The 25422-nt window shown below is 67.0% G+C and carries 25 protein-coding genes; 7 read left to right on the top strand and 18 right to left on the bottom strand.

Features of this window, described 5'->3' with window-relative positions:
- The first annotated feature begins 80 nt into the window (after positions 1-80).
- Both ilvB and ilvN read left to right on the top strand, forming a co-directional pair.
- The gene (gene ilvB / locus CHB73_RS03075; protein ID WP_089271939.1) at positions 81-1850 is read left to right on the top strand and encodes an acetolactate synthase large subunit; all 1770 of its coding nucleotides are present in this window, start codon (positions 81-83) and stop codon (positions 1848-1850) included.
- Positions 1851-1862: 12 nt separating this feature from the next.
- Positions 1863-2198, top strand: coding sequence for an acetolactate synthase small subunit (gene ilvN / locus CHB73_RS03070; protein WP_089271937.1), 336 nt, complete (start codon positions 1863-1865; stop codon positions 2196-2198).
- Between the two features lie 92 nt (positions 2199-2290).
- Here ilvN and CHB73_RS03065 read toward each other — a convergent pair whose 3' ends face one another.
- The 12 genes from CHB73_RS03065 to CHB73_RS03010 form a co-directional block, all read right to left on the bottom strand.
- Positions 2291-2695 (bottom strand): hypothetical protein, encoded by a 405-nt coding sequence (locus CHB73_RS03065; protein ID WP_089271935.1) that lies wholly within the window; start codon positions 2693-2695, stop codon positions 2291-2293.
- A 53-nt stretch (positions 2696-2748) separates the two neighbouring features.
- Positions 2749-3411: a riboflavin synthase gene (locus CHB73_RS03060; RefSeq protein WP_089271933.1), complete on the bottom strand. Its 663-nt coding sequence runs from the start codon at positions 3409-3411 to the stop codon at positions 2749-2751.
- Entirely contained in the window at positions 3412-4587 is a 1176-nt protein-coding gene (gene ribD / locus CHB73_RS03055; RefSeq protein ID WP_235641486.1) for a bifunctional diaminohydroxyphosphoribosylaminopyrimidine deaminase/5-amino-6-(5-phosphoribosylamino)uracil reductase RibD, read from the bottom strand.
- Positions 4553-5017, bottom strand: a complete 465-nt coding sequence (locus CHB73_RS03050; RefSeq protein ID WP_089271929.1) for a deoxycytidylate deaminase — start codon at positions 5015-5017, stop codon at positions 4553-4555. Before CHB73_RS03050 ends, ribD begins: the two co-directional genes overlap by 35 nt.
- A gap of 83 nt (positions 5018-5100) precedes the next feature.
- On the bottom strand, positions 5101-6339 hold the full coding sequence (gene glyA / locus CHB73_RS03045; protein ID WP_089271927.1) for a serine hydroxymethyltransferase: 1239 nt from the start codon (positions 6337-6339) through the stop codon (positions 5101-5103).
- A gap of 52 nt (positions 6340-6391) precedes the next feature.
- Positions 6392-7630: a beta-ketoacyl-ACP synthase II gene (fabF, locus tag CHB73_RS03040; protein WP_089271925.1), complete on the bottom strand. Its 1239-nt coding sequence runs from the start codon at positions 7628-7630 to the stop codon at positions 6392-6394.
- A 120-nt stretch (positions 7631-7750) separates the two neighbouring features.
- The gene (gene acpP, locus CHB73_RS03035) at positions 7751-7981 is read right to left on the bottom strand and encodes an acyl carrier protein (protein ID WP_089271923.1); all 231 of its coding nucleotides are present in this window, start codon (positions 7979-7981) and stop codon (positions 7751-7753) included.
- A gap of 38 nt (positions 7982-8019) precedes the next feature.
- Positions 8020-8763, bottom strand: a complete 744-nt coding sequence (gene fabG, locus CHB73_RS03030; RefSeq protein WP_089271921.1) for a 3-oxoacyl-[acyl-carrier-protein] reductase — start codon at positions 8761-8763, stop codon at positions 8020-8022.
- Between the two features lie 85 nt (positions 8764-8848).
- Positions 8849-9838, bottom strand: a complete 990-nt coding sequence (locus CHB73_RS03025; protein WP_089271919.1) for a beta-ketoacyl-ACP synthase III — start codon at positions 9836-9838, stop codon at positions 8849-8851.
- 79 nt (positions 9839-9917) lie between these two features.
- Entirely contained in the window at positions 9918-10958 is a 1041-nt protein-coding gene (gene plsX / locus CHB73_RS03020; RefSeq protein ID WP_089271917.1) for a phosphate acyltransferase PlsX, read from the bottom strand.
- Positions 10951-11130 carry a 50S ribosomal protein L32 gene (gene rpmF, locus CHB73_RS03015; protein ID WP_089271915.1) on the bottom strand — a complete coding sequence of 60 codons (180 nt, stop codon included), beginning with the start codon at positions 11128-11130 and terminating at the stop codon, positions 10951-10953. Before rpmF ends, plsX begins: the two co-directional genes overlap by 8 nt.
- A gap of 63 nt (positions 11131-11193) precedes the next feature.
- Positions 11194-11712, bottom strand: coding sequence for a YceD family protein (locus CHB73_RS03010; RefSeq protein ID WP_089271913.1), 519 nt, complete (start codon positions 11710-11712; stop codon positions 11194-11196).
- Positions 11713-11890: 178 nt separating this feature from the next.
- Here CHB73_RS03010 and rpmB point away from each other — a divergent pair, with 178 nt between their 5' ends.
- The 3 genes from rpmB to pabB all read left to right on the top strand — a co-directional run bounded on the left by rpmB (position 11891) and on the right by pabB (position 14604).
- Positions 11891-12106 (top strand): 50S ribosomal protein L28, encoded by a 216-nt coding sequence (rpmB, locus tag CHB73_RS03005; RefSeq protein WP_089271911.1) that lies wholly within the window; start codon positions 11891-11893, stop codon positions 12104-12106.
- Between the two features lie 192 nt (positions 12107-12298).
- Positions 12299-12784: a C-GCAxxG-C-C family protein gene (locus tag CHB73_RS03000; protein ID WP_089271909.1), complete on the top strand. Its 486-nt coding sequence runs from the start codon at positions 12299-12301 to the stop codon at positions 12782-12784.
- Between the two features lie 161 nt (positions 12785-12945).
- Positions 12946-14604, top strand: a complete 1659-nt coding sequence (gene pabB, locus CHB73_RS02995; protein ID WP_143337295.1) for an aminodeoxychorismate synthase component I — start codon at positions 12946-12948, stop codon at positions 14602-14604.
- Here the strand turns inward: pabB and CHB73_RS02990 are convergent.
- Genes CHB73_RS02990 through CHB73_RS02975 form a run of 4 tightly spaced genes read right to left on the bottom strand, consistent with a single transcriptional unit; the run spans position 14601 to position 20094 of the window.
- Positions 14601-16052 (bottom strand): sensor domain-containing diguanylate cyclase, encoded by a 1452-nt coding sequence (locus tag CHB73_RS02990; RefSeq protein WP_218819329.1) that lies wholly within the window; start codon positions 16050-16052, stop codon positions 14601-14603. The two genes, pabB and CHB73_RS02990, sit on opposite strands and share 4 nt — an antisense overlap.
- 54 nt (positions 16053-16106) lie before the next feature.
- Positions 16107-17933 (bottom strand): glutamine--fructose-6-phosphate transaminase (isomerizing), encoded by a 1827-nt coding sequence (gene glmS, locus CHB73_RS02985; protein WP_089271905.1) that lies wholly within the window; start codon positions 17931-17933, stop codon positions 16107-16109.
- A 34-nt stretch (positions 17934-17967) separates the two neighbouring features.
- Positions 17968-18600: an XTP/dITP diphosphatase gene (locus CHB73_RS02980; protein ID WP_089271903.1), complete on the bottom strand. Its 633-nt coding sequence runs from the start codon at positions 18598-18600 to the stop codon at positions 17968-17970.
- Positions 18601-18609: 9 nt separating this feature from the next.
- Positions 18610-20094: a two-component system sensor histidine kinase NtrB gene (locus tag CHB73_RS02975; RefSeq protein ID WP_235641485.1), complete on the bottom strand. Its 1485-nt coding sequence runs from the start codon at positions 20092-20094 to the stop codon at positions 18610-18612.
- A gap of 154 nt (positions 20095-20248) precedes the next feature.
- On the opposite strand from CHB73_RS02975, the gene rimO reads away from it, so the two are divergent.
- The gene (gene rimO / locus CHB73_RS02970; RefSeq protein WP_089271899.1) at positions 20249-21553 is read left to right on the top strand and encodes a 30S ribosomal protein S12 methylthiotransferase RimO; all 1305 of its coding nucleotides are present in this window, start codon (positions 20249-20251) and stop codon (positions 21551-21553) included.
- 530 nt (positions 21554-22083) lie between these two features.
- Positions 22084-22374: a hypothetical protein gene (locus CHB73_RS02965; protein WP_089271897.1), complete on the top strand. Its 291-nt coding sequence runs from the start codon at positions 22084-22086 to the stop codon at positions 22372-22374.
- 64 nt (positions 22375-22438) lie between these two features.
- On the opposite strand, the gene CHB73_RS02960 is transcribed toward CHB73_RS02965, so the two are convergent.
- Both CHB73_RS02960 and CHB73_RS02955 read right to left on the bottom strand, forming a co-directional pair.
- Positions 22439-23152 (bottom strand): anaerobic ribonucleoside-triphosphate reductase activating protein, encoded by a 714-nt coding sequence (locus CHB73_RS02960; RefSeq protein ID WP_235641484.1) that lies wholly within the window; start codon positions 23150-23152, stop codon positions 22439-22441.
- A gap of 26 nt (positions 23153-23178) precedes the next feature.
- Entirely contained in the window at positions 23179-25359 is a 2181-nt protein-coding gene (locus CHB73_RS02955; protein ID WP_089271893.1) for a ribonucleoside triphosphate reductase, read from the bottom strand.
- Positions 25360-25422: the final 63 nt, after the last annotated feature.

Below are 25422 nucleotides of genomic sequence, written 5' to 3'. Positions count from 1 at the left end.
GGTGGGCCACAATTCGGGGAGAACAGCCAAGCCACCACACCGACAGCGCAGCCGGGGCCCCCACAGAAGGGAGGTGTCTCATGCCGACCGCCGCAAAAGGCCAGCCGACCCCCATGTCCATGACCGGAGCCGAGCTCGTCATCCGCCTGCTGGAACGCCAGGGCGTGCGCATCATTCCGGGCATTCCCGGCGGGGCCAACCTGCCCCTGTACGATGCCCTGTCCCGCAGCACGGCCATCCGCCACGTGCTGGCCCGCCACGAGCAGGGGGCCGGGTTCATGGCCCAGGGCATGGCCCGCACCACGGGCGAACCCGCCGTGTTCTTCGCCACCTCCGGCCCCGGCGCCACCAACACCCTCACCGCTCTGGCCGACGCCAAGCTCGACTCCGTGCCCGTCATCTGCATCACCGGCCAGGTGCCCAGCTCCATGATCGGCACCGACGCCTTCCAGGAAGTGGACATCTACGGCATGAGCATTCCGGTGACCAAGCACAACTTCCTGGTGCGCAGCGCCGAGGAGCTGTTGCGCGTCATCCCGGAGGCGTTTCGCATCGCGTCCTCCGGCCGTCCAGGCCCGGTGCTGGTGGACATCCCCAAGGATGTGCAGGCCGCGCGCATCAGCGTGGAGCGCCTGCCCGAGCCCGGCGGGCCCGATCCCGTGGAGCCGCCGGACCAGCCCTCGCTGGAACGGGCCGCGCGGATGCTGGCCCAGTCGCGGCGGCCCATCCTGCTGCTGGGCGCTGGCGTCGCGGCCTCCGGAGCCGGGCCGGGCGCGCGCGCCTTTGCCGAGGCCGCGGGGCTGCCCGTCACCATGTCGCTTCTGGGCCTGGGCATCCTGCCCGATGCCCATCCCCTGAACATCGGGATGCTTGGGATGCACGGCACCCGCGCGGCAAACACCCTCATGGGCGAGTGCGACCTGCTCATGGTGGCGGGCGCGCGGCTGGACGACCGCGCCACGGGCCGCCTGGACGAGTTCTGCCCCAACGCCGCGCTCATCCATCTGGACATCGACCACAGCGAGCTGGACAAGCTCAAGGCCGCGCACCTGGCCATCCGCGCCGATGTGCGCACCGCCCTGACGGCCATGCTGCCCCTGGTCTCAGGCGGGGCAAAGAACCCGGACCGCGCCGCCTGGCTGGCGCGCGTGGCCGCCTGCAAGGCCGAGAACCCGCAGGATCTGCCCGGCGCGGGCAATCCGCTGACCCCTTACGGACTGGTGCGCTGCTCCGGCGATATCCTCACCTCCGCAGCGGACGGCGCCGGGCAGGACGGGGCCATCGTGGTCACCGATGTGGGCCAGCACCAGATGCGCGCCGCCCAGGCCTATCCGGACCTCAAGCCGCGCGCCTGGCTCACCTCCGGCGGGCTTGGCACCATGGGCTTCGGCCTGCCCACGGCCATTGGCGCGGCGCTGGCCAATCCGGGCCGCCGGGTGGTGTGCTTCACCGGCGACGGCAGCCTGCAGATGAACATCCAGGAACTGGCCACCGCGGCCGAGACCGGGGCCAGCGTGGCCATCGTGCTGGCCGACAACGGGTCCCTGGGTCTGGTGCAGCAGCAGCAGGACCTCTTCTACGGGCGGCGCGTGTTCGCCTCCACCTATCGCCATCACATCGACTTCCTCAAAATAGCCGAGGGCTTCGGCGTGCGCGCCGTGGACCTGTCCCAGGCCCGCGACCCCATGGCCGAGCTTGAGCGCGCGCTGCTGCGCGAAGGCCCCTGCCTGGTGCGCGTGCCCGTGGACGCCCGCGAGAACGTGTACCCCATGGTCCCGCCGGGAGCCGCCAACACCGAGATGATCTGCCAGGACGCCCCTGCCGCCTGCGCGGCCAGCACCAACGCATAAGGAGGCACAGCGATGACCGCCGAAGACAAACTCATGGCCCTGCGTCTTACCGTGAACAACCACCCCGGCGTGATGACGCATGTGTGCGGGCTTTTCGCCCGGCGCGCCTTCAACGTGGAGGGCATTTTGTGCACCCCGCAGAGCGGCGGGGGCGCGGCCGGAACCAGCCGCATCTGGCTGCTCGTCCACCGCGACGAGCGCCTGGAGCAGATGATCCGGCAGGTGCGCAAGCTCTACGACGTGCTGGAGGTGCTGGCCTTCGAGGCCGACGGCAGCGCGCTTTCGCGCATGGACGCGTGCATGGCAGGGTGGGAGGCGGCCGGTCCCAGCGCCCAGAGCGCGGCGTAAGCGGCGGCCCCTGCCGGGCCAAAGGGCAAAGCCCCGGAGTGGACGCGCGTCCGCTTCGGGGCTTTCGACGTGCTGGGAGGTGCGGTGCCCCCCTACTTGGGCATGGCCCGGCCGAGCACCAGCCCAAGCTGCAAATGCACGGGCATGGTGAAGTCCTTGGCCCCGATGTTGGTTGCCGTCTTGCGGCGCGAGACCACGGTGACGCTGGAGCCCTCGCCCGAGGGCGCGATGTACACGCCCACGTTCTCGCCGTTGCTCATGGCGTTGATGCCGCGCTCGGCCAGCAGGTAGCGCCCGGCGGGGTCGATCTCCACCACATGCAGGCCGATGTGCGGCAGGCCGCGGATGGCCGCCTCGAGCACGGCCTCGGGCTTTTGCGGATAGAGCATGGTCAGGCCGCCGGGCGGCGGGCCTTCCGGGCCGGGGCGCAGATTGGTGGCGCTGGCGCAGGCGGCCAGCAGCAGCAGGACGAGCAGGGCGGCGAGGCGTCGCGGCATCTGGTCCTCCGTATGGGGCGGCGGCGCAGGCATGGGCGCTGCGCCGCGCGGTGCTAGAATCCGTGCTCCTTCAAAAAGTCCAGGCTGAGCCGCGATGTCGGCTTGGCCTCGGGCGCTTGGCCGCCCATCCAGGCGGCCAGCATGTTGCGCACGTATTTGCCGATGAGGTCGGTCTCCATATTGACCTTCGCGCCGGGCTTCCAGCCGGAGATGGTGGTCTCGCGCTGGGTGGCGGGGATGATGTTCACGCACAGGCTGTCCGGCCCGCAGGCGTTCACCGTCAGGCTGATGCCGTCCAGCGTCACCGAGCCCTTTGGGATGACAAAGGCCCCGTGCTCCGCCGGGAAGGAGAGGCAGTACACGCGGCTCTCTCCGGCGGGTTCTATGGAGGACACCGTGGCCAGGCAGTCCACGTGCCCGCTCACCAGATGCCCGCCCAGGCGGTCGCCCAGGGCCAGGGCGCGCTCCAGGTTCACGGCATCGCCGCTTTTGAGGCCGCCCAGGTTGGTGTGGGCCAGGGTCTCGGCGCTGGCGTAGGCCGTGAACCATTTGTCGCCGAAGGTCTCCACGGTGAGGCACGCGCCGTTCACCGCGATGGACTCGCCCGGAACGATGTGCGCCAAGTCGAACAGGGCGCGCAGCTTCAGGCGCGTCTCCTTGCCCTTGGGCTCCACTGCCTCCACGCGGCCCATGCCCTGCACCAGTCCGGTGAACATTTACGCCTCCCCGCGGGGTTTGTAGGTGAGCTTCAAGTCCTCCCCGCAGGAGGACGCGTGGGCCAGCCGGAAGGGCAGGGCCTGCTCCATGCTTTGCACCGCCTCGCCCGCGAAGAGGCTCTTGCCCTCCGCGTCGCCCAGCACGCGCGGGGCCAGGTAGAGCACGAACTCGTCCACCAGCATCTGTCGGCATAGGCTCAGGGCCAGGTGCCCGCCGCCCTCGCACAGGGTCAGGTGGCAGGAAAGCTCCTGGCGCAGGCGCTCGAAGGCCGGGGCGAAGTCGAGCCCGCGCCCGCCCGCGCCCGGAAGTTCCGGCAGGCCCCAGATGCGCGTGCCGCGTTCGCGCAGTTCGTCTGCCAGGGGGGTCTTTGCCGCGTATTCGCTGGTCCAGAACAGGGCCTGCTGCGGCCGCTGGCGCAGAATGGTGAAGTTGGAGTAGGCTTTGGGCAGGCTGCTGGTGACGATGACCGCGTACGGCTGGCAAAAGCCCTCTGTCAGGGCGGCCTGGTCCGGCTCGGCCAGCCTGCAGGTAAGCTGCGGATTGTCGCCGTAGAAGGTGTTGCCGCCCACGATGACCGCCTGCACCTGCGCGCGCAGCCGGTGCACGTCCTTTTGCGCCTCCGGGCCGCTGACGGCCTGGGGCCGTCCGCCGCGCGCGGCGATCTTGCCGTCCAAGGTGCTGGCCATTTTGAGGATGTTGCAGGTGCGGCCGGTGGTCTTCCAGATCACGAACTCGTGGATGAGGTCGCGGCAGAGGATCTCCTCCACGCCCACGGCCACCTCCACCCCGGCGGCGCGCAGGGTCGCAATGCCGCCGCCCGCAACATCGGGGTTGGGGTCCACGCAGCCCACCACGACCTTTTGGACGCCCGCCTTCAGGATGGCGCCCGTGCAGGGCGGTGTCTTGCCATGGTGGTTGCATGGCTCAAGGGTGACGAAGAGCGTGCACTCGGCCGGGTTCACGCCCTTGCGAGCCGCATCGGCCAGGCAGTTGACCTCGGCGTGGGGGCCGCCGTGGGCCTTGTGCCAGCCTTCGGCGACGATGTCGCCGCCGCGCACCAGCACGGCGCCCACGCAGGGATTCGGGGCCGTGGCCCCGCGTCCGCGCAGGGCCAGCTCGGCCGCGCGGCGCATGAAGGCGTCAGGAGTTCCGGTAGTCCCCAGGCATGTGGGCATGTTCCACCCCCGCTTCCTTGAGCATGGCGTTGGCCAGTTCGTCCGGGTAGGACTCGGCGAAATAGATGGCCTTGACCTGGCAGTTGATGAGCATCTTGGTGCAGATGAGACAGGGCTCGGTGGTGCAGTATATTTCAGCGCCGGCCAAGGACAGCCCGTGCAGGGCGCACTGGATGATGACGTTCTGCTCTGCGTGCAGGCCTCGACACAGCTCGTGCCGCTGTCCGGACGGAATGCCCAGGCGCTCGCGGATGCAGCCGACCTCGGCGCAGTGGGGCACGTTTGTGGGGGTGCCGTTGTAGCCTGTGGCGATCATGCGCTTGTCGCGCACGGCCACCGCGCCAACCTTCCTGCGCAGGCAGGTGGAGCGCTCGGCCACCAGGTGCGCGATGCGCATGAAGTAGACGGGCCAGGGGATGCGTTCGCTCATGTGCAGGGCCTCCCGAAGCCTTGGGGGAAAAAAGCCGCCCGGACCGGGCTTCACGCTGTCGGTCCGGGCGGCGGGAACGGTCTCTACCAGGCGAAGAGGGGGAACTCGCGGGCGAAGTCCTCCACCTCCAGGCGGATTTCATCGAGCACGGAGTCGTTGTCCATGTTGTCCAGCGCGGCGGTGATGGCCTCGGCCACGGCCAGCATGTCCTCTTCGATCATGCCGCGAGTGGTGAGGGCCGGGGTGCCGATGCGGATGCCGGAGGTCACGGTGGGCGGCGTGGTGTCGAAGGGAATGCCATTCTTGTTCACGGTGATGCCCGCCTTGTCCAGGGCGATCTCCGCGTCCTTGCCGGTGATCTTCTTGCTGCGCAGGTCCACCAGCATGAGGTGGTTGTCCGTGCCGCCGGACACGAGGTCGAAGCCGGCGTCCTTGAGATACCCTGCCAGGGCCCCGGCGTTCTTGACCACCTGCTCCTGGTACTGCTTGAAGCCAGGCTGCAGGGCCTCGCCGAAGGCCACTGCCTTGGCCGCGATGACGTGCATGAGCGGGCCGCCCTGGATTCCGGGGAAGATTTGCGAGTTCAGCACCTTGGTCTGGTCCTCTGAGGCGAGGATCATGCCGCCGCGGGGGCCGCGCAGGGTCTTGTGGGTGGTGGTGGTGGTGAAGTGCGCGTGCTCGATGCAGTTGGGGTGCAGCTCGGCGGCGATGAGGCCCGCGATGTGGGCCATGTCCACCATGAGCACCGCGCCCACCTCGTCGGCGATTTTCCGGAAGCGCTTGAAGTCGATGACGCGCGGATAGGCGCTGGCCCCGGCGATGATCATGCGGGGCTTGGTCTCCTTGGCGGTCTTTTCCAGCTCGTCGTAGTCGATGGTCTGGGTGTCCTGGGAGACGCCATAGGAGACCATGTTGTACAGCTTGCCGGAGAAGTTCACCGGGCTGCCGTGGGTAAGGTGGCCGCCGTGGGCCAGGTTCATGCCGAGCACGGTGTCGCCGGGCTTGCACGCGGCGAAGTACACGGCCATGTTGGCCTGGGAGCCGGAGTGGGGCTGCACGTTGGCGTAGCCGGCGCCGAAGAGCTGCTTGGCGCGCTCGCGGGCAAGCTCCTCCACCTGGTCCACGAATTCGCAGCCGCCGTAGTAGCGCTTGCCGGGATAACCTTCCGCGTACTTGTGGGTGAGCACGCTGCCCATGGCCTGGCGCACCGCCGTGGAGGTGAAGTTCTCCGAGGCGATGAGTTCGAGCTTGCCGACTTGCCGGTCGATTTCCCCCGCGACAGCGGCGGCGATCTCCGGATCCTGGATGAAGAGTTCTTCCATGGTGCGTCCTCGTGTGGCGATGTTTCGTGCCGGGCGGCCGTGTGCGCGCCCGTTAGTCCTCGTAGCGCTTGAAGAGCAGGCAGCCGTTGGTGCCGCCGAACCCGAAGGAGTTCGAGAGCACGTAGCCGACCTGCTTGTTCCTCGGCCCGTCTGCGCAGTAGTCCAGGTCGCATTCGGGGTCCGGGGTAATCTGGTTCACCGTGCCGGGAATGACGCCGGTCGTGAGCGTCATGACGCTGAACACGGCCTCCACGCCGCCCGCCGCACCGAGCAGATGCCCAGTCTGGCCTTTGTTGGCGGTGATGACGATGTTCTTGGCGTGCGCCCCGAACACGGTCTTGATGGCGCGCGTCTCGCACAGGTCGTTCAGGTAGGTGCTGGTGCCGTGGGCGTTGATGTGGTCCACCTCGGTCAGGGCTATGCCTGCCTCCTCCACGGCCTTTTGCATGGCGATGGCCGCGCCGGAACCGTCCTCGGGCGGGGCGGTCATGTGGTAGGCGTCTCCGGAAGCGCCGAAGCCCACCACCTCGGCCAGAATCTCGGCCCCGCGCGCCTTGGCGTGTTCCAGGCTTTCCAGCAGCAGCAAGCCGCAGCCCTCGCCCATGATGAAGCCGTCGCGCTCCTTGTCGAAGGGGCGCGAAGCGTGCTCGGGGTCGTCGTTGCGGGTGCTGAGCGCCTTCATGGCGTTGAACCCGGCGAAGGCCAGAGGGGTGATGGTGCTCTCGGCTCCGCCGCAGATCATGACATCGTTGCGGCCCAGCTTGATTTCCGAAAACGCGCAGCCGATGGCGTGCGTTCCGGAGGCGCAGGCCGTTGTGGTGCAAATGTTGGTGCCGCGCGCGCCGTGCTCGATGGAGACCATGCCCGCCGCCATGTTGGCGATGATGGTGGGGATGAAGAAGGGGGTGATGCGCCCCGGACCGGCATCGATGAGCTTCTGGTGCTGGTGCTCGATGCCGTCCAGCCCTCCCAGGCCCACGCCGATGATGACCCCTGCCCTGTGGCCCTGTTCCGGCGGGATGCTGTACCCCGCGCGTTCCATGAGCATTTTGGAGGAGGCCACAGCGTACTGAACAAATTTTTCCATGCGGCGCGCGGACTTGGCGTTGATGTATTTGGTGGGGTCAAAGCCCTTCACCTCACCGGCGATCTGCGTGTCGTGGCCGGTCGCATCGAAGCTGGAAACCTTGGCGATGCCGGACTTTCCGGCCAGCAGGTTCTCCCAGCTTGCATCAGAATCGTTTCCAAGGGGGGTGATGGCGGCCACGGCCGTGACGACAACCCTGTTCATGCAGACGTATCCGTTATTTTCGGGGGCAGCCCGTGCGGTGAAATGGCGGAGCGCCCCGCAGCCCAACGCAGGCAGGGCGCTCCGAAGATGTCGTGGCGGGAAGGACCCGGAGTCCTGTCCCTATTTGTGCTTTTCGATGTAGTCGATGGCGTCCTTGACCTTGAGGATCTTCTGCGCCTCTTCGTCATCGATCTCGATGTCAAAAGCCTCTTCCATGGCCATGATCAGCTCGGTGAGGTCCAGGGAGTCGGCTCCCAGATCCTCGACAAAGGAGGCCTCGGGCTTCACTTCGTCGGCGGAAACGCCCAGCTGCTCCACGACGATGGCTTTGACTTTCTCGGCTACGGACATGGTCCCTCCAAAAGGTGTGGTTTACTTGTTGAATACGGTTACATGTACATCCCGCCGTTGACGGCCAGGATCTGCCCGGTGACATAGCCCGCGCCAGGTCCCGCCAGGAACGAGACGGCGCTTGCGATGTCCTCGGTCGAGCCCAGGCGGCCAAGGGGGATGCTCTCAAGCATTTTGGAAACAACGGCTTCGGGCAGCACCGCAGTCATGTCGGTCTGGACAAAGCCAGGGGTGACGGCGTTGACGGTGATGCCGCGTCCCGCCAGTTCGCGCGCGGCGCTTTTGGTCAGCCCGATGAGGCCGGCCTTGGCGGCGCAGTAGTTGGCCTGGCCGGCGTTGCCCATCTGCCCCACCACGGAGGCGATGTTGATGATGCGGCCGGAACGCTGCTTGACCATGATCTTGGCGGCCTCGCGCAGACAGGCGAAGGCGCCGGTGAGATTCACCTGGATGACGCGGTCCCAGTCCTCGTCCTTCATGCGGATGATGAGCCCGTCCTTGGTGATGCCCGCGTTGTTCACCAGCGCGGCCAGCTCCACCTTGTCCTTGATCTCCTCGGCGAAAAAGGCGCTCACGGCCTCGCGGCTGGTGGCGTCCAGACGGAAGGCCCTGGCCTCGCCCCCGCCCTCGGCTATGGCGGCCACGGTCTTCTCGGCCTCTTCCGGGCGGCTGACATAGGTCAGGTAGACCTCGAAGCCGTCCTTGGCCAGGCGTTCGGCGCAGGCGCGGCCAATGCCGCGCGAACCGCCGGTGACGAGTGCAACCCTGGGCATGTCGCTCATGTGCTCTCCCTTCGTGGTCCTGGTTTGATGGATGATTGCCACGGCTACCTACCCGAAAATCCGCCGGACTGCAAACGCGCAGGAGCTAGAAGCGCAACAGGGCGGAACCCCAGGTGAAGCCGCCGCCAAAGGTGCCCAGCAGCACCGTGTGTCCGGGTTTTATGACCCCTTCGCCCACGGCCTCTGAAAGGGCCAGCGGCACGGACGCGGCGGAGGTGTTGCCATATTTCTGCAGGTTGGTGAACACACGCTCTTCGGGCAGGTTCAGGCGCTTGCCCACGGCCTCCACGATGCGCAGGTTGGCCTGGTGCGGGATGAACACGTCCACGTCCCTGTCGGTGAGGCCGTGTTTTGTGAGTATTTCCTCACAAATGCCGCTCATGTTGCGCACGGCGTGCTTGTACACCTCGCGGCCGTTCATCTCCACGAAAAAATCCTTGCGGATGGCGTCATTCAGCTTGTACGGCGTGCCCGAGCCGCCGCCCTTGACGGTCAGCAGGTCGCCGACGGCGCCGTCCGCGGCGAGCAGCACATCCACCACTTCGCTCGATCCCTGCCCCGGCTCCGCCGTGAGGATCACCGCACCGGCGCCATCGCCGAAGAGCACGCAGGTGCTGCGGTCGGTGTAGTCCACGCGGGAGGACACGATGTCGCAGGCGGCCACGAGGATTTTCGCCTTGGGGTGCAGCATCAGCAGGGCCCGCGCGGTCTCCACCGCGTACAGGAAGCCCGAGCAGGCGGCGGAAAGGTCCATGGCCATGCGGCCGGAGATGCCCAGCCTGTGCGACAACATGCACGCGGCCGAGGGGATGACGGAGTCGGCCGAAAAGGTGCCCACGATGACATGGGTGAGTTCCTGGGCGTCCATGCCCGCCTGGGCCAGGGCGGCCTGGCTGGCGCCGAGGCAGAGGTCGACGCAGGTTTCGCCATTGAGGGCCACGTGGCGCTCACGGATGCCGGTCCGGGTAACGATCCATTCGTCGTTGGTGTCCACCATGCGCTCGAAGTCGGCATTGGTGAGGATGCGCTCCGGCACGCAGTGGCCAATTGCGCGGATGTAGCAGGGGGTATTCATGTGGGTGCTCTGTTCCGGGCTCTCGCCGAGGGGGATCGGCAGGGTTATGCGGAATCGGGGCGGTCTCAGGTCCGGGGCTCTAAGAGGCCTTGTGCCTGCTGAACTGCCCGAGTTCGCTGTGGGCGGCGAGTTTGGCGGCCAAGTGTTCGTGGGCCTTTCGTTCCACAAAGGTGGCGGCCATGCGCGTTGCGTTGGTGACGGCCTTGATGTTGCTGGCCCCGTGGCAGACGATGAGGATGCTCTTCAGGCCCAGAAGCGGCGCGCCGCCGTATTCCGCGTAGTCCATCATCTGGGCGAAGTTCTTGAGCGAGCGCATGGAGAGCGCCGCGCCCATGCGGGAAAGCATGTGTCGTTTCAGCTCGCGCTTGAGCACGCGGCCGAAGCTGCGCGCCAAGCCTTCGGAGAGCTTGAGGCAGATGTTGCCCACGAACCCGTCGCACACGGCCACGTCAAGGTCGCCGGTGAAGATGTCGCGTCCCTCCACGTTGCCGACGAAGTTCAGCTTGGTCTGCTTCAGCAGGTCAAAGGCTTCCTTGACCGTGCTGTTGCCCTTGCCTTCTTCCTCGCCGATGGACAGGAGCCCCACGCGGGGTTTGTCCACGCCCAGCACATCTCTCGCCAGCACATCGCCCATGAGGCCGAACTGGGCCAGGTGGAAGGGCTTGGAGTCCACGTTGGCGCCAACGTCCAGCAGCACTATGGGCTCCTTCTCCGTGGGCATGATGCTGGCCAGGGCCGGGCGCTCCACGCCCTTGATGCGGCCGAGCACGAACATGCCGCAGGCGACGCTCGCCCCGGAATTGCCCGCGCTGACCACGCCGTCGGCCAGACCTTCCTTCACCAGTTGGCAGGCCACCTGAATGGAGGAATCCTTCTTGCGCCGGAGCGCATCGGAGGGTTTTTCTTCCATCTCCACCACCTGGGAGGCGTGGCGGATGTCGATGGGCAGGGCGTCGGCCCCGTCAATGCGCGCAAGCTCGCCGCGAAGGATTTCTTCATCTCCCACCAGGGTGATGTTGATTCCTTCGCGGGCGGCCTGCACAGCGGCGGGCACGTTGACCCTGGGGCCTATGTCGCCCCCCATGGCGTCAACGGCTATGCGGGGCGCTTTCTCAAGCATTCGCGGGGGTCAGGGCCTGGCGGTCCTTGTAGTTGCCACAGGCGGAGCAGGCGCGGTGGGGCAGCACGGGCTCGCCGCACTTGCACAGCACGACATTGGGGGTGGCCACGTGGTCGTGGGCGCGGCGCATGTTCTTGCGGGACTTGGAGGTCTTTTTCTTGGGCAGGGCCATGGTGGCGCTCCTTTTATTGGTGCTTGGGACGCGGCGGGTGCGGAACCCGCGCGTTCGCGTTTCTTATGATAGCTTCAAGTTGCGCAGGACCGCAAGCCTCGGGTCGCCATCGTCCCGGCTGCAGGCGCAGGTTGTCTGGTTGCGGTTCACGCCGCACGTGGGGCAAAGCCCTTTGCAGTCCTCGGCGCAGACCGGGGTCTCCGGAAGCGCGAGGATGAACTGCTCCCACAGGTAGCCCCCGGCGTCGAACTCCGGCTGGCCGGCGTTCATGCGCAGGCGGCCCTCGCCCTCAAGGCCTTCGTCAGCGTCCGGCGCTTCGAAACTCTCGAAGTCGCCGCCGAGCGCCAGTTCGAAGTCCTCGGCGCAGCGGCCGCAGGGCACGATGAGCGATCCGGAGAAACCGCCCGTGACCAGGAATCCGTCGTCCTGCGGGACGATGCGCATGTCGGCCTCGAACGGACGGCGCACCGCGCCGGGAACGCGCAGCTCCTTCATCGGCCCGGTCCACAGGGACTGGTCCGTGAAATGAAATTCCCGGCCCTCGGCCGGGATGTCGCCCAATGGGATCCACAGTTCGCTCATGTCTCCTCGCAGGTCGCATGTCTATACGGGGGGCTTTTTGTTTGTCAAGAAAAAAGCACTTGCGTTTTTCCCGGCGCGGGGCTAAAAGTCCACTTCCCCGAGTCCGGAAAGCTATCTCCGGTACGGCGCGGCGCTGGCCGTGCCCCTACATAGAGCAATGTTTCAGGAGGATCCCCATATGTCCCAGACGTGCGATATTTGCGGCAAGCACCCCAGCTCCGGCAACAACGTGAGCCACGCCAACAACCGCACCCGGCGTCGTTTTCTGCCCAACCTGCAGCGCGTCAAGACCGTTCTTCCCTCCGGCGAAGTGCGCTACGTCCGCGCCTGCACCCGCTGCATCCGCAGCGGCGCGGTGGTGAAGCCCGCCCCCCGTCCGGTGGTTGCGGCCTAAGACTCGCCATTGCCCATCAGCAACGAGAGAGCCCCGGCAGCGCCGGGGCTTTTTTCGTTTCCTTGCGCCATTAGCAGCGTGAAAGACCCGCATCACGCATTCCCATTGGACTGCCGGGCGGGCTTTTGGCACATTCGCCTTTCGCCGGACGCGCTCTCCGCGTCCAACCATGAACGTGTGAGGCGAAGGACCATGCCGGGCTGCAGCACTGTTTCTCCATATTGTGACCCCGCCGCCGCTGGCGCGCGTGCGCGCGAACGCTTCGGCTCGCAGCCCCCGCTGTTATGCGCGGAGTCCGTGCTCCTGGCCTGCGCCGAGGCACTGGGCGTCCGCTCCCCCTTGCTGCCCCGCCTGGCCACGGGGTTCTGCAGCGGCCTTTCCCGCACCGACGGCCCCTGTGGTGCGCTTGCCGGGGCTGTCATGGCCCTTGGCTTGGCCCTTGGACGCGATGGCGCGGAGGATGAGCTGGACCAGTGCTACGCCTCTGTGCAGGAATTTCGATGCTTTTTCTTGTCGCGCTTCGGGTCGGACCGCTGTTCCGAGGTCTGCGGCTGCCGCCTGGACACCGACGAGGGCCGTCTGGCCTTCGGCCCCAGCGGAGCCAGGGAACGCTGCCTGGACGTGGTGGAACAGAGCGCCGCCCAGGTGCTGCGCATCCTCAAGGACACCCTACCGTGACGCGGCACCCTGGGCAACCGTCGCCTCCCCGCCATGGCGCGGTGTTTTTCGATGCTTCGGCCAAGACGGGCGCGGCAGGAGGAAGCGACGGCGGCTGGGGCCGGACCCTGGCTTTCGGACAGCCCCTTGCGATTCGTCACGCCTGGGCGCATCCGGAGGTCGTGGCACTTGTACAGTGGGCCGAGGCCCAGAGCCTCGCCGGGCGCTGGGTGGTCCTCGCCCTGGCTTACGAGGCTGCGCCCGCCTTCGATGCCGCCCTGTGCGTCCACAGCTCCATGAACGGATTGCCTTTGGCCTGGGCGGCCTACCATGCCGCCCCGCTGGCCTGGTCCGAGCTTGCGCAGGAGCACGCGGCCTTTCAGGCAGGCCCTTGGCGCGCCCTGGTCCCGCCCCGGCGCTATGCCGAGCGTTTCGCCCGCTTGCGTGAATGGATAGCAGAGGGCGAGACCTATCAGGTGAACTACACGCTGCCCTTCGAGGCCCGCATGGGCGGCAGCGGCCTGGGTTGGTTCGTGGAGCTGGCCCGCGCCCAGGCTGGCGGGTTTTGCGCTTGGCTGGACCTGGGGCGTTTTGAAATCCTGTCCCTGTCGCCAGAGCTGTTCTTCCGCCTGGATGGCGAGGGCGGGGTGCTGGCGCGGCCCATGAAGGGCACCGCGCCGCGCGGCCGTTCGGAGGCCGAGGATCGCCGCCTTCGGGAGGGGCTCTTCGCCTGCCCCAAGAATCGGGCGGAAAACGTCATGATCGTGGATTTGCTGCGCAGCGATCTGGGCCGCGTGGCCGAGCCCGGCAGCGTGCGCGCGCCCAGGCTTTTCCATGTGGAGGAGTACCCCACCCTGTTCCAGATGACCTCGGACGTGCGCGCGCGCCTGAAGCCGGACGCCGGGTTGGCCGAGGTCCTGCGCGCCCTGTTTCCGTGCGGCTCCATCACCGGAGCGCCCAAGATACGCGCCACGGAGCTGATACGCGAGCTGGAGCCGCAGCCGCGCGGGCTGTATTGCGGGGCCATAGGGCTGCTTGAGCCTTCGCCAGCGGGGCGCGTCCGGGGCTGCTTCAGCGTGCCCATCCGCACCATTCAGCTGGACCGCGAGAGCAGTCTGGCCCGGCTTGGCGTGGGCGGCGGCGTGACCTACGACTCGAACGCAGCGGGCGAATACGCCGAGTGCCTGACCAAGCTGCGCTTTGCTCTTGAGCCGCAGGCGGAATTCGAGCTCCTCGAGTCCCTGCTGCTGCGCAATGGCTGCTACCCGCTCTTGGAGTGGCATTTGGAGCGGCTTGCGCGGTCGGCCGGGCACTTCGGCTTCGTGTACGATGGCGCGGCGGTGCGGCGCGCGTTGGCGGAATTGGCGCGCAGACATCCGCGCGGACGCCTGAAGGCTAGGTTGCTGCTCCCGCGCGACGGGGCGCTGCGGTTCGAGGCCGCGCCGTTGTCCGGCGGGCGCTCGCGGGTGCGTCTGGGCTTTGCGCCAAGGCCAGTGGACGAGTCCGATGAACTGCTGGCGCACAAGACCACACGCCGCGATTTGTTCGAGGCGGCGTTGGCCTCGCGCCCGGATTGCGACGATGTGCTGCTGGTGAACCGGCGCGGCGAGGTGACCGAAAGCACGCGGGCCAGCCTGGTGCTGCTGCTTGATGGAGAGCTGGCGACGCCGCCCCTGCGCTGCGGCCTGTTGCCCGGCGTGTTTCGGGAACGGCTGCTTGCACGGGGGATTGCGCGGGAGCGCACGCTGACCCCGGACGATGTGCGGCGGGCCACGCGGGCATGGCTGGTGAACTCCGTGCGCTGGTGGATGGCGTGCGAGCTGGCGGGAGGCGTCGGCTAGGCCAAAACCACCCGGTTGCGGCCTTGCTGCTTGGCCTGGTACAGGGCTGCATCGGCGCGGCCCACAAGGCTTTCCACGCTCTCTCCCGGCGCGTATTGGGCCACGCCCAAGCTCAGGGTGACGCCCTCCGGGGCCACTATGGCCAGTTCGGGGTCGCGCTCAAGGCTGACGCGCAGCTTTTCGGCCAGGGCGGCGGCCGCATCACGGTCGCAGCCCTTGAATACCATCAGAAATTCTTCGCCACCCCAGCGGCTGATCACATCGGAGGCGCGCAGGGTTTGCCGCAGCAGGGCCGCCGTGCGGCGGAGCGCCTGGTCTCCGGCCATGTGGCCGTGGCGGTCGTTGATGTCCTTGAAGTGGTCGAGGTCGGCCAGGACCACGCACAGGGGGTCGCCCGAGCGTTTGGCGAGGCTCAGGGACTGCTGAAAGAGGACATCCAGGGCCTGCCGGTTCAAAAGGCCGGTGAGCTTGTCCGTTGTGGCCATTTCCTCCACGCGCCGCTGGTAGCGGGTAATGGCCACCCCGGTGATCCAGACCACGAGCAGGGTGACCAGGGCGCACACCGCCAAGTTCACGTACAGGGTGCGCCGGATGCCTTCCAACGCCGAGTCTTCCGTCTTTTCGACGAACAGGAACCATTTGAGTTCCGGAATGTAGCGCACATTGAGCAGGTGTGTGGCCCCGTCGCGAACGTATTCGTAGGAGCCGCTCTTCTGGCTCAACAGCGCGGGAGCCAGCTCGCGCAGGCCTTCCACGAAGTGGATGTTGCTGTCCGGATAGGCGGCCTTGTCGCCCGCCAGCAGGATGCGCCCCTGCGGATCCACGAAAGAGATGCGGCGGTCGAAACGGGCCTGGTACAGGCCGATGGCGGAACGCACGGCCTCCACGGTAAGTCCCACCCCGGCGGCGCCGAGGAATTCGCCCTTGTAGTCCAGCACGCGGTAGTTGATGAAGATGGTCAACAGGTCCCGGTTGGCCATGTCCGGGTCCACGTTGATCTCGTAGGGCTCCTTCATGGCCCGCACGCGGTAGTACCAGGCGTCGCGGTTCTCAAGGGAGTTCACCCGCTTGAGCACGCCGGAGGGGTGGTAGTAGTTGCCGCTCTTGTCGGACACGAAGAAGGCCGTGAAAGCCCCGTACCTGCCCATGACCTCGCGCAGGTAGCGCGTAAGGCGGGTCTGGTCCCGTTCGCCGTCCAGGGTCCAGTCGCGCAGGAAGGTGTCGCTGGCCATCATGGAGGCCACGAACACCGGCCGCACCAGATCCTTCAGGATCTCGGAATACACGTTGTCCGAGGTCAGCGGCAGTTCCTGGGTGAGTATGGAGTCGCGGATGGCCTGCCGCGAGACGTGGTAGCTCACAAGCGTGGTGCCCAGGAAGCCGAGCGCCAGGAACAGCGAGACAAGGAGCAGCACGGGGCGTTTGCGTGGCAGGGCCATTTGGGACATGACGGGCGTTCTCCGGCGTCTGGTCCGGTTTGGCGGCTCGTTCGGCCGCGGTTGCTACTCGACGGTGACGCTCTTGGCCAGGTTTCGCGGCTGGTCCACGTCCTTGCCGAGGTAATCGGCCATTTCATACGCGAAAAGCTGCAGAGCTGGCAAGACTACAAAGGCCGAGAGCGGCGCCTGGGCCTTGGGCACAAACCAGGGGTGCTCCACCGCGAGGTCCAGGCCCTCGTTGGTAAGTGCGATGATTTCGCCCGCGCGCGCCTGCACCTCCACCAGGTTGGATTTCACCTTGGGGAAGAACTCGTCGTCCAGGGCCATGGCGAAGGTGGGGAAGCGCGGGTCGATAAGCGCTATGGGACCGTGCTTCATTTCGCCGGAGGCATAGCCTTCCGCATGGATATAGCTGATTTCCTTCAGCTTGAGCGCGCCTTCCAGGGCAAGGGGGTAGCTTGGTCCGCGCCCCAGGTAGAGGAAGCTGGTGGCCTCGGCGTAGTGCCGGGCCAGGCGCTGGGCTTCTGCACGCAGGGAGGGCAGGGCGTCTTCGAGCACCCGCGGCATGTCCTGCAGGCCGCGCAGAATGGCGGTGCATTGGGCCGTGTCCAGGCGGCCGGACCTGCGCCCCCAATAGAGGGTGAGCAGAAGCAGGGCGCAAAGCTGGCTGCACATGGCCTTGGTGGAGGCCACGCTGATTTCCGGCCCGGCCTGGCTGTAGACCACGTAGTCCGACTCGCGCGAGATGCTCGACCCCACCACGTTGCACAGGCCGATGACCGGCAGCCCGCGGCTTTTGGCCAGCTTGACCCCGGCCATGGTGTCCATGGTCTCGCCGCTTTGGCTGATGGCGAGCACCACGCCGTTCTTGGGCAGGATGGGGTCGCGGTAGCGGAATTCGGAGGCGATCTCCACCTGCACGGGAATTCCCGCAAGCTTCTCCAGCAGGTACAGGCCCCAAAGACCGGCGTGGTAGCTGGTGCCGCAGGCCACGATGTGCAGCCGCTCCGGCACGGGCAGTCCGTCCAGCTCGGGCAGGCGCACCTGTCCGCTTTGCTGGTCCACGCGGCCCAGCAGGCAGTCGCGGATGACCTTGGGCTGCTCGAAGATCTCTTTGAGCATGAAATGCTTGAATCCGCCCTTTTCGGCGGCCTGCACATCCCAGTTGATGCGGCTGACCGTCTTGTCCACGGGGGCGAGGGTGTCGGTCTTGAGCACCTCCCAGGTGGTGGCGGTGATCTTGACCAGTTCGCCGTCCTCCAGGAAGACCACGTCGCGGGTGTAGGGCAGAAAGGCCGGGATGTCCGAACCCAGGAAGTTTTCGCCGGTGCCCACGCCCATCACCAGCGGGCTGGCCGCGCGGGTGGCCCAGAGGGTGCCGGGGTGGTCGGCGCTCATGACCACGATGGCGTAGGCTCCCTCCACCAGGGAAAGCGCCTTGGAGATGGCGCGGGTCACATCGCCGCCAACGTCCTCCAGACAGTCGGAGATGAGGTTGACCAGCACTTCGGAATCGGTGTCGGAGCGGAACTCCACGCCTTTCTGGGCGAGTTCGGCTTTGATTTCCTGGTAGTTCTCGATGATGCCGTTGTGGATGATGGCCAGTCGGCCCGTGTGGTCCAGGTGCGGGTGGGCGTTCCGTTCCACCGGGGGGCCGTGGGTGGCCCAGCGGGTGTGGCCCATGCCGGAGGTGGCGGTGAACACGTGCTGGCGCTCCAGCTTGCGCTCCAGGCTGGAAAGCTTGCCTTCGGCACGGATGACCGAAAGTTCGCCCCCGGCCACGAAGCTGACCCCGGCGGAGTCGTAGCCCCGGTATTCGAGACGGCGCAGGCCCTCAACCACAAGGGGGACGGCTGGCCTGTGTCCGCAGTAACCGATGATTCCGCACATGCTGTTTCTCCGTTGGCGAAAAGTGGGGGGGATGTCAGCCCTGGACCCGTTCCCAGAAGGCGGGCCACTGGGTCAGCAGGGCGCGCAGGGCGCGGCCCCGGTGCGAGCGGGCGTTTTTCTCGTCTGCAGCGAGCTCGGCCGCGCTTTGGCCCAGCTCCAGGTCCAGGAAGAGCGGGTCGTAGCCGAAGCCGCCAGCCCCGCGGGGAGCGGTCAGCACGCGGCCTTCCCAGCGGCCCTCGGCCAGAAGCTCGGCCCCGCCGGGCGCTGAGGCCGCCACAACGCTGACGAAACGGCAGCCGCGCCGTTCTTCAGGCACGGTGCGCAGGGCGTCGAGGAGCTTCTGGTTGTTCTTCTCGTCTGTGGCGCCGGGATCGGAATAGCGTGCCGAGTATACCCCCGGCGCGCCGTCCAAGGCGTCCACCTCCAGGCCGGAGTCGTCGGCCAGGGCGACCAGGCCCGTGGCCGTGGCCACGGTGCGCGCCTTCAGCAGCGAATTTTCCGCAAAGGTGCTGCCGGTCTCCTCAATCTCTCCCATGTGCGGGAAAGAGTCGAGGCCGAGTATCTCGAACCCCAGGCCAGAGAGCAGGGCCTGCAGTTCGCGGATTTTGCCCGCGTTGCGGGTCGCCAGGACAAGGGTCTTCTTTGGGAGGGGCTTGGCTGCGGTCATCCGGACAGTCTATCCGTCCGTCCCCGGTTTCGCAACAGCGAGTTGGGGGGGCAGGCGCAGGGCGACCCGCGTGCCTTGCCCCGGCAGGCTGGAGAGCTCCACCGTTCCTCCCACCTCGTCCATTATCTTCTTGGTCATGGCCAGGCCAAGGCCCGAGCCCTTGCCCTTGGTGCTGAAGAAGGGGCTGAAGACCTTGTCGCGCAGCTCCGGAGCGATGCCGTGGCCGGTGTCCTCCACCTCAAGCAGCACGCGCGCGTCGTCCACAGCGGTCCGCACGGTGAGCCGCCCGCCCCCGTGCATGGCTTCCACGGAATTCTTGACCAGGTTGATGAGGCACTGCTTGACGAGTTCCGGGTCGGCCTCGGCCAGGGGGATGTGCTCTCCAAGTTCAAGGTCAAGCTGGATGCCTTTGCTTTCGCAGGCCATGCCCATGAGTTCCATTGTCTCGCGCACGATGCGGTTCACGTCGGCCAGGCCCCGGTGCCCGGGGTCCAGCGGCCGGGCGAAGGTGAGGATGCTTTTGAGGATGCCGTCCAGGCGCTTGGCCTCCTCGATGATGATCTCGATCTTTTCGCGGGCGGCGGGCTCGGCCACGATGCGCAGCAACTGGTTGGCGAAGCCGCCGATGGCGAACAGCGGGTTTCTGATCTCGTGGGCGATGTAGGTGCTCAGCTCACCAATGGAGGCAAGCCGCTCGGATTGCTGGAGCCGCTGCTCCATTTCCGTGCGGCCGGTGATGTCGCGGCGGATGCACAGAAAGCTCACGCCCGATTCCGTGTCGGCGCTCAGGGGGTAGATGTATTCCCGCGTGTAGTGCATCCGGCCGGAATCGTCCACGTGGGCCAGGGTGTCCTCCGCGGCCTGCCGGGATGCCAGGGCCCGCTCCAAAGGCGGCGCGACGTTGCGTCCGGGCGGTCCGGTCCTGGTGGATTCGATGCGGAAGAACCGCCTGAGGGGTTTGCCCGCCATGTCCGCCTTGGACAGGCCCGTGGCCAGCTCAACGGCCCTGTTGCAGTCGATGACGCGGCCTTCCGCGTCGGCCAGGACGATTTCTTCCTTCAACTGGTCGATGATGCCTTTGAGCAGGGTTTGCGTGTGCAGCAGGTCCACCTTGCAGGCCATCCACATCTGGTCGGTGGACAAAAGGCGCACGAAAAAACTGGCCGCGCCGCGCTCCACCAGCGCGATGTCCAGGGGCAGGCCGTGCCGGAGCTCCCCCAGGAGCGCCGGATCGCCCGTGGTCTCTATGACGAGGGTGAGCCCGGGGTGCGCGGCGAGCATGTCGCGCCAGTTGGCGTGCACAGGCAGTTCCATGGTGCCGCCGAAACCGCCGTGGTCTGCGCGTTCCTCTCGCAGGGCCAGGGCCTCGAAGCCCATGCGCCGCAACATGCGCTCGTTGCCCAGCGAGGCGAAAAGCTCCCAGAAAGGCGCAAGGGAATGCTTGTCGCCTATGAGGCCGATGCGGTATTGCTTCTCCGCCCGCAGGGATTCCACCGTGCCGGGCCTCCCCTCGCGCCGGATGGGGGGCGCGCGTCGAAAGGTGCTCTGGAGGATGCGTGGAAGGGTGCTTGAGGAAGAATCCTACACGAGTCCGGGCAAAGCGCAACACCTCCGTCCCAACTTCCCCAAAACAACCAGGAGTCGATTCATGCAGCCCATCCGCGTCCACACCGTCAGCCTCGGCTGCCCCAAGAACCGCGTGGACACAGAATGTTTGCTGGGCGTTTTGGGCGAAGGGCTTGTCCCGGCCGAGGGCGTTGCCGATGCCGACCTTGTGCTGGTGAACACCTGCGGCTTCATCCGCCCGGCGGTGGAGGAAAGCGTGAACACCATCCTTTCCGCCATCCAGGAGGCCGGGGATGCGCCCAAGCGCCCGCTGCTGGCCGTGGCGGGCTGCCTGGTGAGCCGCTATGGCCGGGCGGCCCTGGCGGCCGACCTGCCGGAGGTGGACCTGTGGCTCTCCACCCGAGAGATGGACCAGTGGCCGGAGCGCATCGGCGCGGCGCTGGGGCGCAAAAGGCTGGAGACCCTCGGTCCCCGGCGGCTTTCCACCGGCCCGGCCTATGCCTATCTCAAGATCAGCGAAGGCTGCTCGCACCGCTGCGCCTTCTGCACCATTCCGGCCATACGCGGCCGCCACGTGAGCCGGGGGCTCGACGACCTGGAGCGCGAGGCGCGGCTTCTGGTGGAGGAGGGCGGCGTGCCGGAGCTGGTCGTGGTGGGCCAGGACGTGACGTCCTACGGCCGCGACCTGGACATGACGGACGGTCTGGCGCGCTTGCTCGACCGGCTCATGCCCATCAAGGGGCTCAAGTGGCTCAGGCTCATGTACCTGTACCCGGCGGGACTCACGGACGGGCTGCTCAAGCACATGGCCGGGCTGGGCAGGCCGTTTCTGCCCTATTTCGACATTCCGCTTCAGCACGCCCACCCGGAGATCCTCTCCGCCATGGGCCGCCCCTTCGCGCAGGATCCTTCCCTTGTGGTGGACCGCGTGCGCAGGCATTTCCCGGACGCCGCCCTGCGCACCAGCCTCATCGTGGGCTTCCCCGGCGAGACGGACAGGCATTACGCGGCGCTCAGGGACTTTGTGGCGCGTACGCGCTTCGCCAACCTGGGGGTGTTCCCCTATCATCAGGAGGAGGGCACCCGCGCGGCGGAGTTGCCCGGCCAGGTGGCGCAGGGGACCAAGACCCGCCGCCGGAATGCCCTCATGAAGCTGCAGGAGTCCATCAGCCGCGAACGCCTGGATGCTTTTGTCGGCTCCCGGCAGGAGGTGCTGGTGGAGGACGAGAGCCCGGAATGGCCGGGGCTGCACGTGGGACGCGTGTGGTTCCAGGCCCCGGAGGTGGACGGCGTGACCTACGTGAGCGGTCCCAAGGTCAAGCCCGGCAGGCTTCTTCTGGCCGACATCGAGCAGGCGCAGAGCTACGACCTGGTGGCCCTGGCCTAGCCGTCAGGCAGCCAGGATCGGTTCGCCTTCGCGGCGGTTCGCCTGTGCGCCGGAGAGGGCCCGCCGGGCGGCGCCGTCTTCGGTTCAACGGCAACGACGGGCGTTTGCCCAAGACAGCCTTTCTGCTTTTCCCCGCAATTGAGGAGGTACGCAGCGCCTGCTTCTGCGCCCCCGGACGTGCCGGTCCAAGGGGTTGCGTCTGCGCCCGCCGTCCCCGGATCGGGTGGACCCGGAACATCCTGCCGCGCCGCGTACCTGGCACCCGGCAAATTTTTCCAGACAGTCTCTTGAGTTTTTTTAGCGAACGGTTGTCAGCTCGGTGTCGGTCTGGGCGCTTTACTCTGTGGCGTAAATACGTATATGCCTTCCGCTGCAATGGGGCGTGGCCGCTGCCCCGGCGTGCGCCCGGTCAGCCCCGATGCGTGCAGAACGGGGAGCCATGGGCGGTGAGCCGTCGCGGCCGGACAGGAACCGCGTCCGAGTCCCTGGGGGACGCCGGGTCGCGGCTTCAAGCCAGCAGGAGATGGGGCATGAAGAAAGGGTTCTGGGCTTTGGCTGCGCTTTTCGCCATTCTGGCCTTCGCGGTCAGCGGCCAGGCCGCTGAGCAGGGCGGGCAGAAGGCGAAGGCGGCTTCGGCCAGGAAGGTGAAGGAGGGCAAACCCTGCAAGGGGTTCGACCCAAAGACGGACGTTGTCGTCGAGCGGGACAAGGCGGGCAATTGCGTCTTGTACCACCGCGACCCGAACTCCCCAGGCGTCAGCTTTGTCTTCGACGCCAACGGGGAACTGTGGGCACGAAGCTACGGGAAGAATTTCGAGTAGTCCGGCGCAGGCTTTCGGGGCGCGCCAGCGCTCCGGAAGCCTGACGCCACGCACTGGCCCGGGCCTACTGCCGCACCACGAGGCTGGCGTGCTGGCCCAAGGCGGTCTGCAGGGCTTCGGAGAGCTGACGCGGCACATGGCCGCGGCCCGTTTCGGCCAGGGCGGCGTCTTCGCAGCCATCGGGCTGGAAGGCCTGGATGACCCAGGGGACGTTTTCGGCCTCCTGCGCGGCGTTGGCCAAGCCTTGGCGCAGTTCTCCCGCCAGCTCCAGAAGATCGTGTTCCGTGAGCACCTGCGGGTGCCAGGTGGTGCGCAGCTCGAAGGCTACGCCGGATTTTCGCAGCAGGGCCAGGCTTGCCCAGGCGGCGTCCGCCGAGGCCGCGACGCCGGTAACGCGCTCGTAAAGCCGAGCCGGGGCCTTGATGTCCATGCCCACCCAGTGCGCCAGGGGCAACACGCGGGCCATGGCCTGCGTGGCCATGCCGCTGGTGTGCAGTCCCACCGCGTAGCCCATGTCGCGCACCTGGGCCATGGCGTCGGCCAGGCCCGGCTGGAGCAGCGGCTCCCCGCCGGAGAAGACCACAGCTTCCAGCAGGCCGCGTCGTGTATCAAGCCACTGCGCAACGGAGTCCCAGGTGCGGTCGCCGGGGCCGAAGGGGCGCAGGGCCGCGTTGTGGCAGTACGGGCAGTTCCAGGCGCAGCCCTGGCAGAACACCACAGCCGAAAGCCTGTCCGGCCAGTCGATGGTGCTCAAGGGCAGGAGGCCGCCAACGTTCAAGGCCGCCTCCCCGTTCGGGTTCCGGCTCATTCCGCAGCCAGGGGCAGCGGTTCGCGGAAGCACACCCGCTCGTCATACTCGCCCTTCTTGCCGATGTTGAAGGCCGAGCGGGGCCGGTAGTAGCCCATGACGCGGGTCCAGATTTCGCAGGGCTGCTCGCGGCCCTCCGCGGAGCATGTGGGGCAGGTTTTGCGCTCCCCGTCGAGGTAGCCGTGGGTGGGGCACACGGAGAAGGTGGGCGTTACCGTGATGTAGGGCAGCGCGAAGCGGGAGAGCGACCGGCGCACGAGCTCCATGCAGGCCGCTGCGCTCGAAACCCGTTCGCCCATGTACAGGTGCAGCACCGTGCCGCCGGTGTATTTGCGCTGGAGCTGCTCCTGCCGCGTGAGGGCCTCGAAGGGGTCGTCCGTGAAGCCAACCGGCAGTTGCGAGGAATTGGTGTAGTAGGGCTGTTCCGGGGTGCCCGCCTGGAGGATGTTCGGGAAGCGCTTGCGGTCTTCCTTGGCGAAACGGTAGGTGGTGCCCTCGGCCGGGGTGGCCTCCAGGTTGTACAGGTGCCCGGTCTCCTCCTGGTAGCCGGTGATGCGCGCGCGCAGGTGGTCCAGGAAGCGCACGGCCAGGGCGTAGCCCGCCTCGGTGGTGATGTCCTCGGCCCCGGCGGTGAAGTTGCGGATCATCTCGTTGATGCCGTTCACCCCGATGGTGGAGAAGTGGTTGCGCAGGGTGCCCAGGTAGCGCTTGGTGTAGGGGAAAAGTCCCGCGTCCATGCGGCGCTCTATCTCCTTGCGCTTTATTTCCAGGCTGGTGCGCGAGATGTCGAGCAGGGCGTCCAGGCGGGCGTACAGGTCGCGTTCGCTGCCGCGCGACAGGTAGCCCAGGCGTGCGCAGTTGATGGTGACGACGCCGAGCGAGCCGGTCTGCTCCGCGCTGCCGAAGAGCCCGTTGCCGCGCTTGAGCAGTTCGCGCAGGTCGAGCTGCAGGCGGCAGCACATGGAGCGCACCATGTTGGGCGTAAGGTCGGAGTTCACGAAGTTCTGGAAGTACGGCAGGCCGTACTTGGCGGTCATCTCAAAGAGCAGGTCCACATTGGGCCCGTCCCAGGGAAAGTCCTTGGTGATGTTGTACGTCGGGATGGGGAAGGTGAACACGCGGCCCTTGGCGTCGCCCTCGGTCATCACCTCGATGTAGGCGCGGTTTATCATGTCCATTTCCGGCTGGAGCTCGCCGTAGGTGAAGGGCATCTCCTCGCCGCCGATGACCGGGCGCTGCTCCTTCAGGTCGTCCGGGCAGGTCCAGTCGAAGGTGAGGTTGGTGAAGGGGGTCTGCGTGCCCCAGCGCGAGGGCACGTTGAGGTTGTAGATGAGTTCCTGGATGCACTGGCGGACATCTTCATAGGCCAGCGCGTCCTTGCGCAGAAAGGGGGCCATGTAGGTGTCGAACGAGCTGAAGGCCTGCGCTCCCGCCCATTCGTTCTGCAGGGTGCCAAGGAAGTTCACTATCTGCCCCACGGCGCTGGTGAGGTGCTTGGGCGGCTTGGCCTCCACCTTGCCCGGCACGCCGTTCAGGCCTTCGGTCAAAAGTGTGCGCAGCGACCAGCCCGCGCAGTAGCCGGCCAGCATGTCCAGGTCGTGGATGTGCAGGTCGCCCTCGCGGTGCGCTTGGCCTACTTCCCTCGGGTAGACGTGGTTCAGCCAGTAGTTGGCCGTCACCTTGCCGGAGACGTTCAGGATCAGCCCGCCCAGAGAATAGCCCTGGTTGGCGTTGGCGTTCACCCGCCAATCCAGCCGGTCCAGGTATTCGTTGACGCTGGCGGCCACGTCCACCACGGTCTTTCTGTCGTGGCGCAGCTTGGCGCGCTGTTCACGGTACACGCTGTAGGCGCGCATGGTCTTGAAGTGGTTGGCGGAAATAAGCGCCTGCTCCACCGCGTCCTGAATGTTCTCAATGTCCGGCACGCGTCCGGAAAAGCGGTGGGAGAGCACCTTCACCACCTGCGCGGTGATGAGCCTCGCCTCGTCGTCGTCGAATTCGCCCGTGGCCGCCCCGGCGCGGCGGATGGCCGAGCGGATTTTGGTGGCGTCGAAGGCGATGGTTTCGCCGTTGCGCTTGCGCACCTGGACGGGGGGAGCGATGGGCCGCAGAGGGGTGAGCACCGGTGCTGGCTGCGAGGAGATGGGATCGGACGGGGTGTCTGCGGCGTGAAGCATCTGCTTCCTCCATGTCGTCTGTGGTGTCTTTGAAGCGGCGGGGGGACCGGCAGGGAGTGGGGC

The sequence above is a fragment of the Humidesulfovibrio mexicanus genome (assembly GCF_900188225.1).
Taxonomy (GTDB): Bacteria; Desulfobacterota; Desulfovibrionia; order Desulfovibrionales; family Desulfovibrionaceae; genus Humidesulfovibrio; species Humidesulfovibrio mexicanus.
The sequence above is the reverse complement of the archived record's forward strand: the minus strand, read 5'-3'. Positions and strand labels throughout refer to the sequence as shown.

Excerpts from the sequence above, each read along its gene's own strand:
- ilvB (WP_089271939.1), top strand. The coding sequence starts at position 81 with ATGCCGACCGCCGCAAAAGGCCAGCCGACCCCCATGTCCATGACCGGA.
- ilvN (WP_089271937.1), top strand. The coding sequence starts at position 1,863 with ATGACCGCCGAAGACAAACTCATGGCCCTGCGTCTTACCGTGAACAAC.
- CHB73_RS03065 (WP_089271935.1), bottom strand. The coding sequence starts at position 2,695 with ATGCCGCGACGCCTCGCCGCCCTGCTCGTCCTGCTGCTGCTGGCCGCC.
- CHB73_RS03060 (WP_089271933.1), bottom strand. The coding sequence starts at position 3,411 with ATGTTCACCGGACTGGTGCAGGGCATGGGCCGCGTGGAGGCAGTGGAG.
- ribD (WP_235641486.1), bottom strand. The coding sequence starts at position 4,587 with ATGCCCACATGCCTGGGGACTACCGGAACTCCTGACGCCTTCATGCGC.
- CHB73_RS03050 (WP_089271929.1), bottom strand. The coding sequence starts at position 5,017 with ATGAGCGAACGCATCCCCTGGCCCGTCTACTTCATGCGCATCGCGCAC.
- glyA (WP_089271927.1), bottom strand. The coding sequence starts at position 6,339 with ATGGAAGAACTCTTCATCCAGGATCCGGAGATCGCCGCCGCTGTCGCG.
- fabF (WP_089271925.1), bottom strand. The coding sequence starts at position 7,630 with ATGAACAGGGTTGTCGTCACGGCCGTGGCCGCCATCACCCCCCTTGGA.
- acpP (WP_089271923.1), bottom strand. The coding sequence starts at position 7,981 with ATGTCCGTAGCCGAGAAAGTCAAAGCCATCGTCGTGGAGCAGCTGGGC.
- fabG (WP_089271921.1), bottom strand. The coding sequence starts at position 8,763 with ATGAGCGACATGCCCAGGGTTGCACTCGTCACCGGCGGTTCGCGCGGC.
- CHB73_RS03025 (WP_089271919.1), bottom strand. The coding sequence starts at position 9,838 with ATGAATACCCCCTGCTACATCCGCGCAATTGGCCACTGCGTGCCGGAG.
- plsX (WP_089271917.1), bottom strand. The coding sequence starts at position 10,958 with ATGCTTGAGAAAGCGCCCCGCATAGCCGTTGACGCCATGGGGGGCGAC.
- rpmF (WP_089271915.1), bottom strand. The coding sequence starts at position 11,130 with ATGGCCCTGCCCAAGAAAAAGACCTCCAAGTCCCGCAAGAACATGCGC.
- CHB73_RS03010 (WP_089271913.1), bottom strand. The coding sequence starts at position 11,712 with ATGAGCGAACTGTGGATCCCATTGGGCGACATCCCGGCCGAGGGCCGG.
- rpmB (WP_089271911.1), top strand. The coding sequence starts at position 11,891 with ATGTCCCAGACGTGCGATATTTGCGGCAAGCACCCCAGCTCCGGCAAC.
- CHB73_RS03000 (WP_089271909.1), top strand. The coding sequence starts at position 12,299 with ATGCCGGGCTGCAGCACTGTTTCTCCATATTGTGACCCCGCCGCCGCT.
- CHB73_RS02990 (WP_218819329.1), bottom strand. The coding sequence starts at position 16,052 with ATGTCCCAAATGGCCCTGCCACGCAAACGCCCCGTGCTGCTCCTTGTC.
- glmS (WP_089271905.1), bottom strand. The coding sequence starts at position 17,933 with ATGTGCGGAATCATCGGTTACTGCGGACACAGGCCAGCCGTCCCCCTT.
- CHB73_RS02980 (WP_089271903.1), bottom strand. The coding sequence starts at position 18,600 with ATGACCGCAGCCAAGCCCCTCCCAAAGAAGACCCTTGTCCTGGCGACC.
- rimO (WP_089271899.1), top strand. The coding sequence starts at position 20,249 with ATGCAGCCCATCCGCGTCCACACCGTCAGCCTCGGCTGCCCCAAGAAC.
- CHB73_RS02965 (WP_089271897.1), top strand. The coding sequence starts at position 22,084 with ATGAAGAAAGGGTTCTGGGCTTTGGCTGCGCTTTTCGCCATTCTGGCC.
- CHB73_RS02955 (WP_089271893.1), bottom strand. The coding sequence starts at position 25,359 with ATGCTTCACGCCGCAGACACCCCGTCCGATCCCATCTCCTCGCAGCCA.